This is a genomic window from Stenotrophomonas sp. 2619, from assembly GCF_040548725.1.
GTDB lineage: Bacteria > Pseudomonadota > Gammaproteobacteria > Xanthomonadales > Xanthomonadaceae > Stenotrophomonas > Stenotrophomonas maltophilia_AP.
Genome location: NZ_JBEPSF010000002.1, coordinates 19,561 through 38,147, shown reverse-complemented (window position 1 = coordinate 38,147; position 18,587 = coordinate 19,561). Strand labels below are relative to the sequence as shown.

The window sequence follows — 18,587 nt, the reverse complement described above, 5'->3', positions numbered from 1 at the left end:
ACGTGGACCCCGCCGTGCGAACCACGCCTGCACCCGACGCAGCCAATGAGACCGGCTCAGCCTACACTTGCGTGCATGCAAACCGAATTCCTGATCCTTGGCGGCCTTGTCTGTGTCGTCCTCGTCCTGCAGCTGCTGGTCCTGCTGCGGCGTTCCCAGCACGACGGCCTTGAGCAGGCCCTGCGCGATGAAGCGCGGGTGGGCCGCGGCGAACTGCGCGAGCAGCTGGAAGGCCTGGGCCGGCAGCAGGACGCGCGGCTGGAATCCTTCGCGCGCGCGCTGACCGACCTGTCCACCCGCACCGACCAGCGCCTGGACCTGCTGCGCGATGCGCTGGGCGAAGACGCGCGCAAGGCGCGCGAAGAGAGCGCGCTGGCCCAGCAGCGCACCGGCGAACTGCTGGCCCAGCGCCTGCACGACATGCGCGCGCAGCTGGACGTGTTCGGCCAGCAGCAGCAGGCCCGCATCGAGGCCTTCGGCCAGCAGCTGGTAGACCTGACCACGCGCACCGACAGCCACATGGTCGCGCTGCGCCAGGCCCTGGGCGAAGACGCCCGCAAGGGCCGCGAGGAAACCGCGCAGTCCCAGCAGCGCCTGGCCGAATCGCTGGGCCTGCGCCTGCAGGAGATGACCCAGCGCAACGAGGCGCGCATCGGCGAGATGCGCGCCACGCTGGAGCAGCAGCTCAAGAGCCTGCAGACCGACAACGCCGAAAAGCTCGACCAGATGCGCGTCACCGTGGACGAGAAGCTGCAGACCACGCTGGAAGCGCGCCTGGGCGCTTCGTTCCAGCTGGTCTCCGACCGCCTGGAGCAGGTCCAGCGCGGGCTGGGCGAAATGCAGCAGCTGGCCACCGGCGTGGGCGACCTCAAGCGCGTGCTGACCAACGTCAAGAACCGCGGCAGCTGGGGCGAAGTGCAGCTGGACAACATCCTGGAGCAGACCCTGACCCAGGAGCAGTACGCACGCGGGGTGAAGGTACGCCCGGACAGCGGGGAAATGGTCGACATCGCCGTGCGCCTGCCCGGCCGTGGCCACGAGGACACGCCGGTGTGGCTGCCGATCGATTCCAAGTTCCCGCGCGAGGATTACGAGCGCCTGCTCGATGCGCAGGAACAGGGCGACGCCGACGGCGTGCGCGTGCAGGGCGCGCAGTTGGAACGCGCCATCCGCATCCAGGCCAAGTCGATCTGCGACAAGTACATCGTGCCGCCGCACACCACCGATTTCGCGGTGATGTTCCTGCCCACCGAAGGCCTGTACGCCGAAGTGATCCGCCGCCCCGGCCTGGTCGACCTGCTGCAGCGCGAGCATCGCGTGGTGGTGGCCGGCCCGACCACCGTCACCGCCCTGCTCAACAGCCTGCAGATGGGCTTCCGCACGCTGGCCATCGAGCAGCGTTCCAGCGAGGTGTGGAGCCTGCTGGGCGCGGTCAAGAGCGAGTTCGGCAAGTTCGCCGGCATCCTGGAAAAGGCCGAAAAGCAGATCAGCACGGTTGGCCGCAGCCTGGGCGAAGCCAGCCGCAAGACCCGCACCATCGAGCGCCGCCTGCGCGGGGTGGAATCGCTCACCGCCGAGCAGAGCCAGGACCTGCTGGACGACGCCAGCGGCGAGGACGAGGACAGCGGCCTGGACGAGGGCAGCGGCGCGCAGGACTGACACCTGGCGTACATGCACCGCATGCACGTGATCGCGCATGCTGTGCACCTGTCGATCGTTCAAGGAAAACCCGCATGCGCCTGACCGTGTTGTTGTCCCTGCTGCTGGCCGTCGCCGGTTGCGCCACCACCTCCACGCCGGAGGCCTCCGGACCCGCCGACGGCGCCGCTACCGCAACGTCGGCACACCTGGATGCGGCCGCGTGCCAGCAGGCCGGTGGCCAGCTCACGCCGCTGGGCCGGCTGCAACGCGTGCAGTGCGTGGTGCCCTACGCCGATGCCGGCAAGGCCTGCAGCACCAAGGCCGACTGCACCGGCCAGTGCCTGGCCCAGGGCGAGGTGGCCCCCGGTGCCAAGGCGCGGGGCGTCTGCCAGACCGACATCAGCCAGAACTTCGGCTGCCGCCAGCGCATCGACGGTGGCGTGGCGGTGGGCACGATCTGCGTTGATTGAATCTTTCCCGCCATGGGCGAGCCCGTGGCGTTCCTGTCCCAACCCAAGGAATCTGTAGTGAGCCAGACTGTCTACGACATCCCCGTGACCACCATCGAAGGCCAGCCGTCGTCGCTGGCCGACTACCGCGGCAAGGTGCTGCTGGTGGTCAACGTGGCCTCCAAGTGCGGCCTGACCCCGCAGTACGAAGGCCTGCAGCAGCTGTACGCGGCCAAGCACGACGCCGGCCTGGAAGTGCTGGGTTTCCCGGCCAACAACTTCCTGGCCCAGGAGCCGGGCAGCGAGTCGGAGATCCAGCAGTTCTGCCAGCTGGAATACAACGTGGCCTTCCCGCTGTTCGCCAAGATCAGCGTGGCCGGCGATGACGTGCACCCGCTGTACCGCGCGCTGACCGACGCACAGCCGACCGCCACCGGCGAAGGCCCGATGCGCGAGAAGCTGCAGGGCGCCGTGGCCAAGTACCCGGAGCTGGTGGTCAACCCGGCGCCGGGCGTGCTGTGGAACTTCGAGAAGTTCCTGATCGGCCGCGACGGCCAGGTCATCGCCCGCTTCGCCCCGGACGTGCCGGCCGACGACGCCCGCCTGGTCGCGGCCATCGACGCCGCGCTGGCTGCCTGAGCCACGGGGGTGCCGGGCCATGCCCGGTGCCCCTGGTCTGCGTGGTCGGGCGCACGCCCACTAAAAAACCCCGCCAAGGCGGGGTTTTTTAGTGTCCGATCAGTTGCCCCAGTTGGGCATCGGCATCGCATCGATCGGGATCGGGGCGGTGTCGTCGGCGTCCTTGCCGCGGGCATGCTTGCCGCGCAGGTCGTTTTCGATCTGGTAGTTGCGGCGCTGCAGCCAGGCATCGCGCACCAGCGTGTACTCGTCCACGGCGTTGTCGCGCATGTCGTCGATGGCCAGCAACTGCGAGCGCATGTCCACCAGCTGCAGGCCCTGCAGGCCGATGCGCACCTTGTCTTCCTCGATGGTGCGGATCGGCGAGAGCGGCATGTCGCCGGCCAGGCCGAACACGTCACGCACGGTCCGCGGGCCGAAGAACGGCAGTTCCACGTAGCGCGAACGGCGCCAGCCCCAGGCACCCAGGGTCTGGCCGAAGTCTTCCTTGCGGCTGGGCACCAGCGCCTTGCTGGCCGGGTCGAACAGCCCGCCCACGCCCAGCGTGGAGTTCATCAGGAACCGGCCCAGGCTGTCCCACGCATCGTCCGGACGGCCCTGCAGCAGCTGGTTGGTGATGGTCACCGGCGCGCGCAGGTTGTTGAAGAAGTTGCTGACCCCAGTGCGCGCGAAGCGGGGCACCACGTGGGTGTAGGCGGTGGCCAGCGGACGGGCGACGGCGCGGTCGACCACGTTGTTGAAGCTGTGCACGCGGCGGTTGAGCGGCTCCCACGGATCGTAGGTGGCGCGATTGGGCTCGGTGCCGTCGACGCTCGGTGCCGGGCCGCCGTACAACGCGGCGAAGTCATCTTCGGCGTTGGTCGGGGCGGTCTCGCCGGTGGCCGGCGGCGGGGTGCCGACCGACGCCGCCGCGACCGGCGGGCTGGCGCTGGCGGCCGTTGCATCGGCATCGGCAGCGACAGGGGCGGCCGGCACGGCGTCCGTGGACGCCGCAGCGGTGTCCACGGCAACGCTGGCCGGTGCGCTGTCACGCGCGGGCTTGCCGGCACAGGCGCTCAGCGCCAGGGCCAGGATCAACAGGGGGAGGGTGCGTATGACGTTCATGTCAGCTCGCCGCAGAAAGGGCATGGAAATCCAGGGTGGGCGCCAGCCGGTAGGCGGCGCTGAGTTCGGTGTAACCGGCGGGGCTGCCCACGATGTCCGGCGCACTGCCCTGGCCGCGCAGGCGCGCCGCCAGTTCGGCCAGCAGCGCCAACCCGGCGCTGTCCACCCGCGTCACCGCCGTCAGGTCGAGCTGGCGCACGCCCTCCAGCGACGACAGCGACGGCCACAGGGCGGTCGCTGCTGTGCGGTCGAGCACGCCGCTGAAGACCAGCGCCGTACCGTTGCGCTGCACGCTGGCGCTGTTACTTGCCACGGGGCGCCTGACCAGCCTGCATGGTGCCGTTGCGCAGTTCGGTGGCCACCTGCTGGATCGACTTCTGGCGCAGCGGTGCATCGAACTGGGTCTTGAAGGTCTGCACGTAGGAGATGCCTTCGATCATCACGTCGAAGATCTTCCACTGGCCGTTGACGTTGCGCATCAGGTAGTCGACCGGGGTCGGCTCGTTGCCGGCGCGCATCAGCTCGGTGGAAACGCGCACGCCGCGGTTGCCCGGCAGCGGCGACTGGCCCTTCAGGCGGAAGGTCGGCTTGCCCTGGATTTCCAGCAGGGCCGAACCGTAGCGCTGCATCAGGTTGTCGGCCATGGCATCGGCGAACAGCTTGACGTCGGCATCGGAGGCACCGCGGCCGTGCACGCCCAGCACCAGGCGGGCGGCGTAGTCACGGTCGAAGGTCTTGTTGAGCTCGCTGTTGATGAAGGTGCGCAGCACCGTCGGGTTCGCGCGGAACTCGCTGCGGCGCTGCTGCAGCGTGCTCAGGATGCGCGTGCTGGCGTCCAGCACGGCCTGGCCGGCGTCGTTCTGCGCGGCAGCGGCCGGGGCCGGGGCGGCCTGGGCGAAGCCCAGCGAGGGAAGGCTGGCGAGCAGGGCCGAGGCGAGCAGGGCGGGGATCAGTTTGCGGGTCATTTCTGCGGTTCCGTTGCAGGCGCTTCAGCGCCGTGGGCGTCCTGGGACTCAGTGCCACCGGCGTTGGCCGGGCCACTGAACATGTATTTGCCAACCAACTGCAGCAGGTCTACCGCCGGCTGGGTGAAGGCGATCTCATCGCCGGACTTGAGCACGTCCGGGTCACCGCCCGGCTGCAGTCCGATATAGCTCTCGCCGAGCAAACCGCTGGTGAATATGCCCGCCGAGGTGTCGGCCGGCAGATCCTTGAACTTCGGGTCCAGCTTCAGGGTGACGATGGAGTCGAACTTGAGCGGGTCCAGTTCGATCGCGCCGACCTGGCCGACGGTCACGCCGCCGATCTTGACCGGGGCCTGCTTGCGCAGCTGCCCGATCTGGGTGAAACGCGCCTTCAGTTCGTAGCCGTCGCTGCCGAAGCCCCAGCGCTGGTTGGTGGAGGCGACGGCCAGCACCAGCAGCGAGGCCAGCGCCAGCAGCAGGAATGCGCCGACGGAAAATTCGAGTCTGGGACCGCGGATGGCCATGGTTGTCTCACTGTTCGTTTGTCAGGTGCCCAGGCGTGCCCGGGCGGGTTTCATGGATCGGTGTTCAGCGGAACATCATTGCCGACAGCACGAAGTTGAACATCAGTACCAGCAGCGAGGCGTTGACCACCGCGCGGGTGGTCGCCACCGAGGTGCCTTCGATGGTGGGTTCGGCGTGGAAGCCCACGTAGGAGGCCACCAGCGCGGCGGTACCGCCGAAGATTGCCGATTTCAGCATTGCCACGCCGAAGTCGTCCCAGAAGTCCACGCTGTTGCTCAGCGCCGACCAGAACACCCCGTTGTCCAGGCCCAGCACGTGCACCGCTTCGAAGTAGCTGGCGCTGATCGCCAGCGAGCAGAAGATGCCGGTGAGCAGGGGCACGGTGAGCACCGCCGCCCAGAAGCGCGGCGCCACCACCTTGGCGATCGGGTCGATGGCCATCAGCTCCAGCGCCTTGATCTGGTCGGTGGCGCGCATCAGGCCCAGTTCGGCGGCGATCGAGCTGCCGGCGCGGCCGATGAACAGCAGCGCGGTCAGCACCGGAGCCAGTTCGCGGTACAGCGACAGCCCCAGCAGCGTGGACAGCGCATCGGCGGCGCCGAAGGTGGTCAGCGTGCGGTAGCCCTGCAGGGTCAGCACCAGGCCGACGAAGGCACCGCCCACGGCGATGATCGGCAACGAGCGGGCGCCCACCTTGTAGATCTCGCGGGTGAGCTCGGCCAGGAAGTCGGCGGTGGGCAGCGAGCCACGCAGGACCGTCAGCGAGAACAGGCCGGCGCGGCCCAGCGAGCGGGTGGCGTCAACAAACGGCATCAGGCAACCCTCGCGCGCGGCGCGGCATCGAACGGAATCGGGCCATCGGGCTGGCCGTGCAGGAACTGGCGCAGCAGCGGGTCCTGGCTGGCGTCCAGGTCGGCCGGGCTGCCCTGGAACACCACGCCGCCATTGGCGATGGCGATCACCTGGTCGCAGATCGGCAGGGTCTCGTGCACATGGTGGCTGACGATGATGCTGGTCAGGCCCAGGCTGTGGTTGAGGCGCTGGATCAGGCTCATGATCACCCCCGAGGCGATCGGGTCCAGCCCGGTCAGCGGTTCGTCGTAGATCATCAGCGGCGGGTCCAGCGCCAGCGCACGGGCCAGTGCCACGCGCCGCGCCATGCCGCCGGACAACTCGCGCGGCCAGGCATCGGCGGCGGCCAGCAGGCCCACCGCGTGCAGTTTCATGTCCACCAGGCGGCGCAGCACCGGCGCCGGCAGGCGGGTGTGGGTGCGCAGCGGCAGGGCGACGTTCTCGGCCACGGTCAGGTCGGTGAGCAGGCCATTGCCCTGCAGCAGCACGCCCACGCTGCGGCGCATCTCACGCAGCGCGCTGCTGCGCTCGGGGATCGGCTGGCCGAACAGGGTGATCGTGCCGGCCACCGGGCGCAGTTCGCCGGTCAGCGCCGCCAGCAGGGTGGACTTGCCGCTGCCCGACGGGCCCAGCACGGCGGTGATGCTGCCGCGCGGCACCTGCAGCGAAACGTCGCGCAGGATGCTGCGACCGCCGCGATCGATACGCACGTTGGACAACTGCACCAGCGATTCTTCGGAAGCCGTCATGGACGCCATTAACAAAATTCCAACGTTGTAAGATCGTGGTGAACGGCTGAACATAACCGAACTGGACCGTGCAGTATTGTGGCACGACCCTGCCGCCCGGCCTGCGACGCCGCTCGCAACACACCGTGCCGGTTCGCGGCATGGCCGGCTTTTGAGGCGGATCCGACCCCGGCCACCCTCGTGATCGCGCGGCCGCTGCGGCACACTGGCGCGATGACTGATGCTGCGTCCGACTTCCGCCTGTACCACTCCAACTCACTCGACGTGCTGGCTGCGCTGCTGGCCACGGCCGTGCGTGAGCCGGTACCGGACCAGTCCGTCCTGGTGCCGGAGGTGGTGCTGATCCCGCAGGTGGCGATGCGGCGCTGGCTACAGTCCACCCTGGCGGTCGAGTATGGCATTGCCGCCAACCTGGAATTCCTTACCCCGGGTGAGTTCGTTGCCCGCGCGCTCAACGCCAACGTGCCCGGCGAGCACGACGACCTCACCGCGGCGGCGCTGCGCTGGAAGCTGTACGCCGCGCTGACCGACCCGGCCGTGCTGGCGCAGGCGCCGATGCAGGCGCTGCAGGCCTACCTGTCGGCGGCCGATCCGCTCAAGCCATGGGCGTTGGCCGGCGAGCTGGCGGCGGTGTACGAGAAGTACCAGGCCTGGCGTCGCGACTGGCTGTTGCGCTGGGAGGCCGGGGCCGACGCGCAGGACCCGCAGGCGATCCTATGGCGGCACATCGCCAGCGGCCACCACTACCGCGCGCGCCGCATCGATGCCTACCTGTCGCGCTTCGAAGGCCCGGGCCGCCCGTTGCCGCAGGGCCTGCCGGCGCGGGTGTTCGCCTTCGCCACGCTCAACATCTCCCCCGACGTGCTGCGGGTGATGGCCACCCAGGCCCGGGTCGGCACGATGCACTTCTACCTGCCCACGCCCACCCAGGCGTATTGGGGCGACCTGCAGACGCTGGGCGAGAAGCTGCGCAGCGGCGCGCCGGACCCGTTCGGTGAAGCGGCCGGCGAGAACCGCCTGCTGCAGGCCTGGGGCGCGGCAGGCCGCGACTTCATGGCGGTGCTGGGCAGCTATGAAGTGGTGCACCCGTCCGGCGAGATCGCCGCCTATGACGATCCCGAAGACGACGCGCGCCCGGACATGGACGCCGGTGGACTGTCCGACAGCCTGCTGCACCGGCTGCAGCGCGACCTGTTCCATCGCCGCGGCCAGCCGGCCGGCGCGCGCCGCGAGGGGCTGCGCCATGACGACCCCAGCCTGCAGGTGCACGCCTGCCACACCCGCCTGCGCGAGCTGCAGGTGCTGCACGACCAGCTGCGTGCGCTGCTGCAGGACCCGCGCTTCGACCCGCCGCTGCAGGCCCGCGACATCGCGGTGCTGGCCCCGGACATCGATCCCTACGTGCCGTACCTGGAAGCGGTGTTCGGCGGCCGCAGCGGCGGCGAGGACCATATTCCCTACGCGCTGGCCGACACCAGCCCGCTGGCCGGCGAACCGCTGGCCGACGTGTTCGTGCACCTGCTGGGCCTGCCGGTGTCGCGCTTCGGGTTGAACGAAGTGCTGGACCTGCTGGCCAGCGCACCGCTGGCCGAGGCCGCCGGGCTGGATGCGGCCGCCTTTGATCGCCTGCACGACTGGCTGCAGGCGGCCGGCGCGCGCTGGGGCCTGGATGCCCAGCACCGCCACCAGCACCAGGCCCCACGCGACGATGCCTTTACCTGGCAGTTCGCGCTGGACCGGCTGCTGCTGGGTCATGCCAGTGGCAGTGACGGCGATATCGCCGGGGTGGCGCCCTGGCCGGAACTGGAAGGCAGCGCGCTCGACGCGCTGGATCGCCTGCTGGGCCTGCTGCGGGTGCTGGCCCGCTACCAGCGGGTGCTGGGCGAGGCGATGCCGCCGTCGCACTGGCGCCAGCGCCTGCTGGCGTTGCTGGACGCGCTGCTGCCGGTGCCCCCGCAGGCCGCCAGCAGCCAGCGTGCGCTGGAGCGCCTGCGCAAGCTGATCAACGAGTTCGCCCGCGACGCCCACCAGGCCGAGTTCCAGGGCGAGGTGGCCCCGGAGGTGGTGCGCGCGCATTTCGCCGGCGTCCTGGCCGAGGCCGACACCCGCGCGCCGCTGCTCACCGGCGGCATCAGCTTCGGTCGGATGGTGCCAATGCGCCTGCTACCGTTCCGGGTGATCTGCGTGCTGGGCCTCAACGACGGCGATTTCCCGCGCCGCGATCCGGCCGCCGGGCTCAACCAGCTCACGGCCGAACTGGGCACCGACAAGCGCCGGTATGGCGACCGCTCGCTGCGCGAGGACGACCGCTTCCTGTTCCTGCAGCTGTTCGCTTCGGCGCAGGACGTGTTCTACCTGAGCTACCTGGGTGCCGACCCACGCGACGGCAGCGTGCGCGAGCCCTCGGTGCTGGTCAGCGAATTGATCGATGCGGCGGCCGAGTACCACCAGGTGCCGGCCACCGCTGCCCGCCAGCTCACCGTGCGCCACTCGCTGCAGCCGTTCGCCCCGGCCGCGTTCGGCGGCGGCGACGAGCCGCGGCGCTTCAGCTATCGCCAGCAGTGGCATCCGGCCGCCGGATCGCTGGGCGGGCGGCGGCGCCCGTTGGCGGCCTGGTTCGACCAGCCGTTGCCGCCAGCCGACACGCTGCCAGGCGAGAGCGAACTCAGCCTGGATGCGCTGCGCCGCTTCCTGACCGATCCGGCCAGCCAGTTCCTGTCGCAACGGCTCGGGCTGCGCCTGCCCGACGACCTCGCCGACGCCGACGACGTGGAGCCGCTGGTGATGGCCGCGCGCGGCACCGACACCCTGCGACTGCAGCAGGCGGTGATCGACGCCACCCTGGGCCAGGACGACGCGCCGCTGTATCCGCGGCTGCGCGCACGTGCGCTGCTGCCGTCCGGTGCGTTGGGCGAGCGCCAGTTCGAGGGGCTGCAGGTGCAGACCCGCCCGTACGCGCAGGCGTTGGCCCAGTGGCAGGCCGGCAGCGTGGCCGACAGCCGCCGCCATGAGGTGAACATCGAGGGTGTGCGCCTGCACGGGCGCGTCAACGACGTGCATGCGCAGGGCATCGTGCGGCTGCGCCCCGGGCCGCTCAACGGCCGCGCCGCAATCCGCCACGGCCTGGACTGGCTGCTGGCCAATGCCGCCGGCGACGCGCTACCCCTGGTGCAGTTCCACGACAGTGGCGAAGAAGGCCTGGGCCCGCATGTGCTGCCGCCGCTGCCGCCCGAGCAGGCGCAGCAGGTGCTGCGGCGGCTGCTGCAGCTGCGCAACGAGGGGCTGCGCGCGCCGCTGTTGTATGCGCCGTCCACCGGTTGGGCGCTGTATACCGCTCCGCCGGCCAAGCGCGAGGCCGAGGGCCGCGCGCGCTGGTATGGCAGTGACCGCAGCTGGGCCGAATCCAGCGGTGCCGGCTATCAGCTGGCGCTGCGCGGCCACGATCCCTTCGCCAGCGCCGACAGCTACGGGCAGCTGCTCCACAACAGCTTCGTGGTGTTCACCGCGGTGCGCGAAGGCCGGATATTTGCCGGCTTCGACGAACAAGGTGCTGCGCGATGACCGCCCCCGACCTGCTGGATGACCCCTACCTGGCGCTGCCGCTGGACGGCGTGCGCCTGATCGAGGCCAGTGCCGGCACCGGAAAAACCTTCACCCTGGCCACCCTGTTCACCCGGCTGGTGGTGGAAAAGGGCTGGCGCATCGGTCAGATCCTGGCGGTGACCTTCACCGATGCGGCCACCCAGGAACTGCGCAAGCGCATCCGCGAACGCCTGGCCCTGGCCGCGCAGCTGGTGGAACGCGCGCCGGGCGAGGAGGACAGCCCCGAGGTGGTGCTGACCCGGTGGATCCTGCAGCGCCAGCTGGCGCTGGGCGAGGAAACTCCGGCCGCGCTGGCACGCCGGCTGCAGACCGCCGCCGATGAAATCGACCTGGCGTCCATCTTCACCATCCATGGCTTCTGCACGCGGGTGCTGCGCGAGCACGCGCTGGAAAGCGGGCACACCTTCGACCCGCCGACGCTGTTGCCCAGCGAACGCGCGCTGCACGACGAACTGGCCGCCGACCTGTGGCGGGTCCATGCCAACGATGCGGCCACTGTCGACGCACTGACCCGGTTGTGGTCCAGCCCCGAGGCGCTGGCCGGCGACCTGGCAACGCTGATCAAGCCGTTGCCGTTGCTGCCGCCGGTGCCCGCCGGGTTGAACGACGATCCACGCCCGGCGCATGCGCTGGCCGCACGCCAGTTCGCCGACGCCTACCGCCAGCACGGCGACGCCTTCATGGGCGAGGTCTGTGCCGCAGTCGAGGCCAAGGTACTCAATGGCAACAGCTACAAGCTGGCCTGGCTGGAGCCGCTGAGCGTGCAGCTGCACCGCTGGGCCGGGGCGGACGCTCCGGACGCGCCGCTGGACGCCGATCCGGAGCGGCTGCGTCGGCTGACCCCGGAAGAACTCAGCGCGCGCACCAACAAGGCGCACGCCGGCAAGACGCCGCACTCACCGCTGCAGCACGCACTGGCGCTGTACCTGGCTGCCACCGATGCGCTGGCGCAGTGGCAGCGCGGCCAGGCCATCGCCTTCCTGCACGCGCTGCGCGACCAGGCCCGCGCACGCCTGGCCGAGCTCAAGCGGGTCGGCCGCGTACAGACCTATGACGACCTGATCGACGGCGTTGCCGATGCGCTCGATGGGCCGCACCGCAACGTGCTGGTGCAACAGCTGCGCGCGCAGTACGCGATCGCCCTGGTGGACGAGTTCCAGGACACCGATGACCGCCAGTGGAGCATCTTCCAGCGCGTGTTCGGCGATTCGGAGGAAACCCGCGCGGCGGGCCTGACCCCGGCGCTGTTCCTGATCGGCGACCCCAAGCAGGCCATCTACGGCTTCCGCGGCGGTGATATCCACACCTACCTGAAGGCCAAGCACCAGGCCGATCCGGCGCCGCCGCTGGACCGCAACTTCCGCTCGCGGCCGGCCGTGCTGCACGCCATCCAGGCGCTGTATGCCAACGCCGGCGACACGGCCTTCCTGGAAACCGACATCCGCTTCGAGCCGGTGTACCCGGGCAGCACCCGCCTGGACACCGATTTCCTGCGCGATGGCGTACCCGCGCCCGGCCTGACCCTGCGCCTGCTGGACAATCCCGACGGCGGCGCGCTCAAGGCCGATGCCTCGCGGCAACAGGCCAGCGATGCGTGCGTGGCGGCCATCCACCAGTTGCTCAGCGAAGCCCGCCAGGGCCGCGCGCTGCTGCGCGGGCAGCCGCTGCAGCCCGGCGACATCGCCGTGCTGGTGCGCTCGCACAAAGAAGCCACGCGCATCCAGCAGGCGTTGAGCGCGGTGGGCATTCCCGCCGTCGCCGCCGGCAAGCAGAGCCTGTATGCCACGCCCGAGGCGCAGGACCTGCGCGTGCTGTTGCTGGCCCTGCTGCAACCGGCCGACGAAGGCCGCCTGCGCGCAGCGTTGTCCACCGTGCTGCTGGGCGAAGATGCCGCTGCCATCGACGCGCTGGAACGCGAGGGCGACGCGCAACGCAGTTTCCAGGTCCGCCTGCTGCTATGGCGCGAACGCTGGCAGCGCGGGGGCCCGTTCGCGGTGATCGCCGACCTGTGCGCCGAGCACGCCGAGCGCCTGCTTGGCCTGATCGACGGCGAACGCCGCCTCACCAACTACCTGCAGCTGGGCGAACTGCTGCAGCAGGCCGCGGCGCAGACGCTGGGCATGCATGGCCTGCTGGACTGGCTGCAGGTGCAGATGGCCCACGCCGACCAGAACGACGAGGCGCAGCTGCTGCGGCTGGAGTCGGACGCACGCCGCGTACAGATCATCACCCTGCACAAGAGCAAGGGCCTGGAATATCCGCTGGTGTTCCTGCCGTTCGTGGGCATCGGCGGCAGCGCGCCCAATACCGACACCCACTGCACCGTGCATGCCAACGCGCGCCGCGAGCTGCACTGGAAGCTGGACAAGGACGAGGCCTGGAGCGCGGCCAGCACGCGCCGCGCGCAGGAGCAGGAAGCCGAAGACGCGCGCCTGTTGTACGTGGGCCTGACCCGCGCCGAGCATGCGCTGTGGATTGCCGCGGGCGACCTGGCCGGCACCGCGAAAACCCGGCTGGCGCCGATGCTGTCCGACCTGGACGCGCTGCGCGCGCATCCGGACATCGCCGTGATCCAGGCCCCGTTGGAACCGCGCCCGGCGCAGCTGGCCACCGAACGCGACGGCGACCTGCCGCCGGTGCGCGCGCTGACCCGGCGCATCCCGCACGACTGGTGGGTGTACAGCTTCACCCAGCTGGCGCATGCCGACGCCGGCCACGACACCGATGCCGCCGCCACCGAGGTTCCGGCGCCCGCCGCCGACGAACCCAGCGGCGAGGATCTCACCCTGGATACCGCGCAGGCCGTGCCACAGCGCGACGACGAGGTCGACCCCCGCTTCATGGGCAGCCGCTTCGGCAACGTGCTGCACGACGCGCTGGAGAACACCGACTTCGCGCGCTGGGCGCACTGGCAGGCCGGGCAACCGGCACCCGATGACGAGGCGGACGTGCTGCGCACCTCGCTGGGCGAGGAAGGCTATGCCGACGAAGACCTCGACGATGGCGTGGCGGTGCTGACCGCCCTGGTCGGCCAGACCCTGACCGTGGCGCTGCCCGAAGGGGGCGCGCTGCACGACCTGCCGGCCACCGACCGGCGGGCGGAAATCGAGTTCCACTTCGCCATGCAGCCCACCGCCGTGCCGCTGCTGCTCGACCTGCTGCACGCGCATGGGCTGGTCCGCGAACGGCGCGGCTTCGGCACGCGGCGCAAGCTGGAGGGCTTGATGACCGGCAAGATCGATCTCACCTACGTGCGCGGCGATCGCTGGTACGTGCTCGACTACAAATCCAACCGGCTGCCCGGCTACGACCCGGTGCGGCTGCAGAGCGCCATGCAGCACAGCGAATACGACCTGCAGGCGTTGATCTACACGGTGGCACTGCACCGCTGGCTGCGCTTCCGCCTGGGCGCACGGTACGACTACGCGCGCGACATGGGCGGCATCCGCTACCTGTTCTGCCGCGGCCTGGATGCCGCCCGCGCCGACAGCCCCGGCGTGTATGCGCACCGCTTCGACCCGGCCCTGGTGGATGCACTGGACGCCTTGTTCGCCGGCGGCGAGCACGCCCAGGCGCGCATGGCGGCCCGCGCGCGGGGTGAGGCATGAGCCTGCTCGCGGCACTGAAGAACGGCGGCACACTGCGCACCCTCGACCACGCCCTGGCGCAGAGCCTGCGCCGGTTGCACCCGGACACGCCCGATACGGTGCTGGCCGCCGCCGCCCTGGCCTCGCTGGCCGTGTCGCAGGGGCATGCCGGGCTCGACCCCCGCCAGCCGCAGCGGTTGGTCGAGGCCGACACCGCCTGGCCCGACGCCGACACCTGGCTGGAGCAGCTGCGCGACTCGCCCTGGGTGGATGTACCCGACACCGACAGCGCACCGGCAACCGAGGTCCCGCTGGTGCTGGAAAACGGCCTGCTCTACCTGCGCCGCTACCGCGAGTACGAGCGCCGCCTGGCCGACGGCCTGCAGCGCATCGCCACCCATCCGCCGGGGCAGGCCGATCCCGCCGCGCTGGCTTCGCTGTTCGCGCAGCTGTTCCCGCAGGCGCGCGAAGGCATCGACCACCAGGCCCGCGCGGCAGGCGTGGCCATGCAGCATCCACTGGTGCTGGTCACCGGCGGGCCGGGCACCGGCAAGACCACCACCATCGCGCGGCTGCTGGTGCTGCTGGCGGCCCAGGCGGTGCAGGCCGACCAGCCGTTGCCGCGGGTCGCCCTGGCGGCGCCCACCGGCCGCGCCGCCGAACGCATGGCCGAAAGCCTGCGCCTGGCGGTGCAGCGGCTGCGCCTGCTGGGCATCGCCCCGGCGCTGTGCGACGCCATGCCCAGCACCGGCACCACCCTGCACCGGCTGCTCGGGGTGATCCCCGATTCGCCGCGCTTCCGTCACCACGGCGACAACCCGTTGCCGTTCGACGTGGTGGTGGTGGACGAAGCCTCGATGATCGACCTGCCGCTGATGACCAAACTGGTGGAAGCGATCGCCTCCGGCACCCGGCTGGTGTTGCTGGGCGACCCGGACCAGTTGCCGTCGGTGGAAGCCGGCGATGTGCTCAGTGCGATCCTGCGCGCCAGCGGCGATGGCCTCGGCACCCAGGCCGACGATCATGCAGCGCTGCATACGCTGCTGGCCCCGGCCGCGTTGCAGCCGCTGGCACCGGCCACGCAGTTCGCCGGTCGCCGCGTGCAGCTGCAGCGCGGCTACCGGCAGACCGATGCATTGGATCTGGCACCGCTGGCGCATGCCGTGCGCGAGGGCGACCCTGCTACTGCGCTGGCCCTGCTGCGGGGCGGTCAGCTGGCCGGCGTGCACTTCCACGAAGACCAGGTCGATCCGCTGCAGCAGCACCGCGACCACCTGCTGTCGCACTGGCGCGGGCTCGGCGATGCCGTCGACCCGGGCCAGGCATTGGCCAACGCCGGTCGCATCCGCCTGCTCACCGCCGTGCGCGAAGGACCGCAAGGCGCGCGCGGGCTCAATGCGCGTATCGAAGCGTTGCTGGCCGGCGTGCCGCGCGCGGGCATGGCGCCGGGGTACTTCCACGGGCGCCTGCTGCTGGTGACAGAGAACAGCTACCGCCATCGTCTGTTCAACGGCGACATCGGCATCTGCCTGGCCGACCGCCACGGTGCAATCACCGCCTGGTTCCCCGGCGACACGCCCGATCAACCGCGCGGCTTCCACCCGGGCGCGCTGCCCGCGCACGAAAGCGCGTTCGCGATGACCGTGCACAAGGCGCAGGGGTCCGAATTCGATGAGGTCTGGTTGCAGCTGCCGTGGCGCGACAACCGGGTGTTGTCGCGCGAGCTGCTCTATACCGGCATGACCCGCGCACGCCAGTCACTGCATGTGCTGGGCAGCGCGCCGGTGCTGGAGGCCGCCTTGAAGCGGCATGCCAGCCGCGTGTCCGGGCTGGCGGTGCGGCTGACCGGCAACGCGGCTGCATCGCGTGATGCAGCCGCAGCCGAACCTGCGGTGCAGGCGCCGACGCCGGCCCAGGGCCAGCTGTTCTAGCGCTGCGCCGGAGTTACTCCGGAATCACCACGGTGCCGTCGGGGAACACGATGGCGCCGTCGCCGCTGGCGTCGAAGAAGCCCACCTGGTGGGCATTGGCCAGCACCTGCACCAGGCCATGCGCGTTCTCGGCGACCGAATCGGCGAACGAAGCATAGATCACGTGCTGGCCGACGCTGTAGTCGGTCACTTCGGGACGGTCATCTTCGTCATCGGCCAGCGGGCCGTTCATCGGCGGGAAGTGCTCGACGATGGCGGCGAACCATGCCTGCAGCGCCGGCACCGAGACGGCCGGGTCATCGTACTCGTGCTTCTCGCTCCACTCGGTCTGCGCGTCGTACCACTCCAGGAAGGCCGCCGCATCGCGCGGGGCCACGGCGGGGTCGAACACCATCATGTCGTAACTCATCCAGGATCACCTTGTTCCATGCAGAAATGCAGGCGTCAGGATAGCGTTGATCGGCGCGGGCTGGCGCGCCCGCACCTGGCCGGTTCAGCGCGGCGCGGGCAGGCCGGGCGATAGAGCAGCAGGGCTGTCCACCACCGGTGCGTCCGGGAACAGCGCAAAACGCAGCCCCATCACGCCCATCAGCGCTTCATCGCGGGCCTTGCCGGCGTCCACGGTCTGCACCCGCCGCAGCGAGGCCTCCAGCTTGGCCTGCAACCCGGCGGGGGCCGGCAGCGGCCGGCGCTGGGCAACCTGCGCGCGGTAGTGCGCGGCCACCTCGTCCAGGATCGCCTCGATCGCCTCCACGCTGGTCGGCGGCAGCCCGTGCCGGGCGCGCCGCAGCTGCAGGATGTTCAGCCCGATCCGCGCTTCGGTAAGCATGTCCACCGAGGCGATGTCGCTGCCTTCGGGGGTGGCAGCCAGGCGCGGTGCGAGCAGGCCCAGCAGGTCCAGCATGCGCGCGGCGAACTGCTGGCGGTCCTGCTGGCCACGGCCCTGCGCGGCCTCGGCCAGCGTGGCCCAGCCCTGGCGGACCAGCCGGCGCGCGGTCCATTCGGCGCCCACCGAGCGGAACAGCCGGGTCATCACCACCGCAAAGCCGATGCCGATGAACATGGGCACCGAGGAATTGATGAAGCTCTGGATGTTGGCGTTGTAGGTGTTCTGCACGTTGAGCAGCGCCACCAGGTTGACCATCAGCGGCAGCCCGATCAATGCGTTTTTCGGCGTGTGCAGCAACAACCCCACCGGCAGGAACACCACCGCCAGCACCAGCGCCAGGCTGCCGAAGTCGTGCACGGCGGGGAACACGCCGAACAGGTACACGCCGGCCACCAGGCTGGCCACGATGGCCCACAGCAGGAAGGACAGCATGCTCGGCGCCGGATCGTCCTGCGCGGCGAAGAATGCGGCGGCCACCGCGGCCATCATCGCGCCGTTGCCACCGCCTTCCCAACCGAGCGTGATCCACAGTGCGCAGTAGGTCATCAGGGCCACCCCGGCGCTGGCCGCCGAGAACAGCGCCATGCCGTAGTCCACGTGGCGGGCATCGGCGCTGCGCGTGGTGCGGATCCGGTAGTGGGCGGTATCGCGCGGGGCGTCGCCGTCCTCGATCGCCGCCTGCAGGGTGGTGCAGTCCTGCCACAGGTCCACCAGCTCTTCCAGGCGCAGCAGCAGGGTGACCAGCAGCAAGTGGTCCAGCTCGCCATCCACGGCCGGCTTCAGCGCCAGGATGCGCGCGCGCAGCGAGGCATATTCACTGGCCGTGGAACGGCCGGGCGTGTCCAGCCATGCGGCGATGTCGGCCACCAGCGGTTCCAGCCCCGGCGGCAGCGCGCGTCCGCCGGCGCGCAGCGCGCCCAGCCGGTCGGCAATGGAGGACAGCACCGGCAGCATCAGCAGCATGCGTTCGCGCAGCCGCTGCATCGACACCGCCGCCCCGGCATGGCGCGGGTCGTCGCGGCGCAGGAATTCGATCAGTGCCTCGAACTGCACCAGGTCGGCCGCCAGCCGGTTGCGCGGGGTGTGCGCCTGGCCACGCAGCAGGATCTGCCGGCACCACTGCGCCGCATCGCCCATCCAGTTGCCGATCCGCGCGCGCAGCATCGGCTGCACCGAGGTCGGGAAGAACAGCGAGGCGAACAGTACCGCCACCACCGTGCCCAGGATGATCTCCTCGCTGCGTGCCACCACCGTGTCGAAGATGGTGTCCGGCGAGGTCACCGCCGGGAAGCCGATGAACGCGGTGGTGTACCCGGCCAGCAGGAACGCATAGCCGCGCGGGCCGCGGTTGAGCAGGGCGATGAACAGGCAGGCCGACAGCCACAGCGACATCGCCGCGCTGAGCAGGAACGGGGTTTCCACCAGGTGCGGCAGCATCCACAGCGTGGCCGCCCCGGCGATGATCGTGCCCAGGATGCGGTACACGCCCTTGGCGCGGGTGGGGCCGAGCATCGGCTGGGTCACGATGTACACGGTGGCCATCGCCCAGTACGGGCGCGACAGGTTGCCGGCCAGGCCGATGTACAGCGCGGCCAGCGCGGCCAGGAAGGTCTTGACCGAAAACAGCCACGCCTGGCGGTCCAGCAGCAACAT

The 18,587-nt window shown here is 70.5% G+C and carries 14 protein-coding genes; 6 read left to right on the top strand and 8 right to left on the bottom strand.

Annotated features, from left to right (window positions below; translation table 11 throughout):
- The first annotated feature begins 75 nt into the window (after positions 1 to 75).
- From ABIA71_RS02865 to ABIA71_RS02855, 3 genes are all read left to right on the top strand, one after another.
- Positions 76 to 1,659, top strand: coding sequence for a DNA recombination protein RmuC (locus ABIA71_RS02865; RefSeq protein ID WP_354282977.1), 1,584 nt, complete (start codon positions 76 to 78; stop codon positions 1,657 to 1,659).
- A gap of 74 nt (positions 1,660 to 1,733) precedes the next feature.
- A complete protein-coding gene (locus ABIA71_RS02860; protein ID WP_354282975.1) occupies positions 1,734 to 2,111 on the top strand; it encodes a hypothetical protein in 378 nt (125 codons plus the stop codon).
- 57 nt (positions 2,112 to 2,168) lie between these two features.
- On the top strand, positions 2,169 to 2,729 hold the full coding sequence (locus tag ABIA71_RS02855; protein ID WP_354282973.1) for a glutathione peroxidase: 561 nt from the start codon (positions 2,169 to 2,171) through the stop codon (positions 2,727 to 2,729).
- Between the two features lie 99 nt (positions 2,730 to 2,828).
- Here ABIA71_RS02855 and ABIA71_RS02850 read toward each other — a convergent pair whose 3' ends face one another.
- From ABIA71_RS02850 to ABIA71_RS02825, 6 genes are all read right to left on the bottom strand, one after another.
- The gene (locus ABIA71_RS02850) at positions 2,829 to 3,833 is read right to left on the bottom strand and encodes an MlaA family lipoprotein (protein ID WP_354282971.1); all 1,005 of its coding nucleotides are present in this window, start codon (positions 3,831 to 3,833) and stop codon (positions 2,829 to 2,831) included.
- A 1-nt stretch (position 3,834) separates the two neighbouring features.
- Positions 3,835 to 4,146, bottom strand: a complete 312-nt coding sequence (locus tag ABIA71_RS02845) for an STAS domain-containing protein (RefSeq protein ID WP_354282969.1) — start codon at positions 4,144 to 4,146, stop codon at positions 3,835 to 3,837.
- Positions 4,136 to 4,798: an MlaC/ttg2D family ABC transporter substrate-binding protein gene (locus tag ABIA71_RS02840; RefSeq protein ID WP_354282967.1), complete on the bottom strand. Its 663-nt coding sequence runs from the start codon at positions 4,796 to 4,798 to the stop codon at positions 4,136 to 4,138. The genes ABIA71_RS02845 and ABIA71_RS02840 overlap by 11 nt, the downstream gene beginning before the upstream one ends.
- The gene (mlaD, locus tag ABIA71_RS02835) at positions 4,795 to 5,322 is read right to left on the bottom strand and encodes an outer membrane lipid asymmetry maintenance protein MlaD (RefSeq protein WP_038691593.1); all 528 of its coding nucleotides are present in this window, start codon (positions 5,320 to 5,322) and stop codon (positions 4,795 to 4,797) included. Before mlaD ends, ABIA71_RS02840 begins: the two co-directional genes overlap by 4 nt.
- 64 nt (positions 5,323 to 5,386) lie before the next feature.
- A complete protein-coding gene (locus tag ABIA71_RS02830) occupies positions 5,387 to 6,136 on the bottom strand; it encodes an MlaE family lipid ABC transporter permease subunit (protein ID WP_128095231.1) in 750 nt (249 codons plus the stop codon).
- Positions 6,136 to 6,924: an ABC transporter ATP-binding protein gene (locus ABIA71_RS02825; protein ID WP_354282964.1), complete on the bottom strand. Its 789-nt coding sequence runs from the start codon at positions 6,922 to 6,924 to the stop codon at positions 6,136 to 6,138. Before ABIA71_RS02825 ends, ABIA71_RS02830 begins: the two co-directional genes overlap by 1 nt.
- Positions 6,925 to 7,137: 213 nt before the next feature.
- Here ABIA71_RS02825 and recC point away from each other — a divergent pair, with 213 nt between their 5' ends.
- The 3 genes from recC to recD are packed head-to-tail and all read left to right on the top strand — an operon-like array spanning position 7,138 to position 16,045.
- Positions 7,138 to 10,485 carry an exodeoxyribonuclease V subunit gamma gene (recC, locus tag ABIA71_RS02820; RefSeq protein WP_354282962.1) on the top strand — a complete coding sequence of 1,116 codons (3,348 nt, stop codon included), beginning with the start codon at positions 7,138 to 7,140 and terminating at the stop codon, positions 10,483 to 10,485.
- Positions 10,482 to 14,135, top strand: coding sequence for an exodeoxyribonuclease V subunit beta (gene recB / locus ABIA71_RS02815; protein ID WP_354282960.1), 3,654 nt, complete (start codon positions 10,482 to 10,484; stop codon positions 14,133 to 14,135). The genes recC and recB overlap by 4 nt, the downstream gene beginning before the upstream one ends.
- On the top strand, positions 14,132 to 16,045 hold the full coding sequence (gene recD / locus ABIA71_RS02810; protein ID WP_354282958.1) for an exodeoxyribonuclease V subunit alpha: 1,914 nt from the start codon (positions 14,132 to 14,134) through the stop codon (positions 16,043 to 16,045). Before recB ends, recD begins: the two co-directional genes overlap by 4 nt.
- Positions 16,046 to 16,058: 13 nt before the next feature.
- On the opposite strand, the gene ABIA71_RS02805 is transcribed toward recD, so the two are convergent.
- Together ABIA71_RS02805 and ABIA71_RS02800 are read right to left on the bottom strand one after the other, a co-directional pair.
- Positions 16,059 to 16,454: a hypothetical protein gene (locus tag ABIA71_RS02805; protein ID WP_354282956.1), complete on the bottom strand. Its 396-nt coding sequence runs from the start codon at positions 16,452 to 16,454 to the stop codon at positions 16,059 to 16,061.
- Between the two features lie 84 nt (positions 16,455 to 16,538).
- Entirely contained in the window at positions 16,539 to 18,587 is a 2,049-nt protein-coding gene (locus ABIA71_RS02800; RefSeq protein WP_354282954.1) for an FUSC family protein, read from the bottom strand.

Coding starts and splice junctions, on each gene's coding strand:
- ABIA71_RS02865 (WP_354282977.1), top strand. CDS start 76: ATGCAAACCGAATTCCTGATCCTTGGCGGCCTTGTCTGTGTCGTCCTC.
- ABIA71_RS02860 (WP_354282975.1), top strand. CDS start 1,734: ATGCGCCTGACCGTGTTGTTGTCCCTGCTGCTGGCCGTCGCCGGTTGC.
- ABIA71_RS02850 (WP_354282971.1), bottom strand. CDS start 3,833: ATGAACGTCATACGCACCCTCCCCCTGTTGATCCTGGCCCTGGCGCTG.
- ABIA71_RS02840 (WP_354282967.1), bottom strand. CDS start 4,798: ATGACCCGCAAACTGATCCCCGCCCTGCTCGCCTCGGCCCTGCTCGCC.
- mlaD (WP_038691593.1), bottom strand. CDS start 5,322: ATGGCCATCCGCGGTCCCAGACTCGAATTTTCCGTCGGCGCATTCCTG.
- ABIA71_RS02830 (WP_128095231.1), bottom strand. CDS start 6,136: ATGCCGTTTGTTGACGCCACCCGCTCGCTGGGCCGCGCCGGCCTGTTC.
- ABIA71_RS02825 (WP_354282964.1), bottom strand. CDS start 6,924: ATGACGGCTTCCGAAGAATCGCTGGTGCAGTTGTCCAACGTGCGTATC.
- recC (WP_354282962.1), top strand. CDS start 7,138: ATGACTGATGCTGCGTCCGACTTCCGCCTGTACCACTCCAACTCACTC.
- recB (WP_354282960.1), top strand. CDS start 10,482: ATGACCGCCCCCGACCTGCTGGATGACCCCTACCTGGCGCTGCCGCTG.
- recD (WP_354282958.1), top strand. CDS start 14,132: ATGAGCCTGCTCGCGGCACTGAAGAACGGCGGCACACTGCGCACCCTC.
- ABIA71_RS02805 (WP_354282956.1), bottom strand. CDS start 16,454: ATGAGTTACGACATGATGGTGTTCGACCCCGCCGTGGCCCCGCGCGAT.
- ABIA71_RS02800 (WP_354282954.1), bottom strand. CDS start 18,587: ATGTTGCTGCTGGACCGCCAGGCGTGGCTGTTTTCGGTCAAGACCTTC.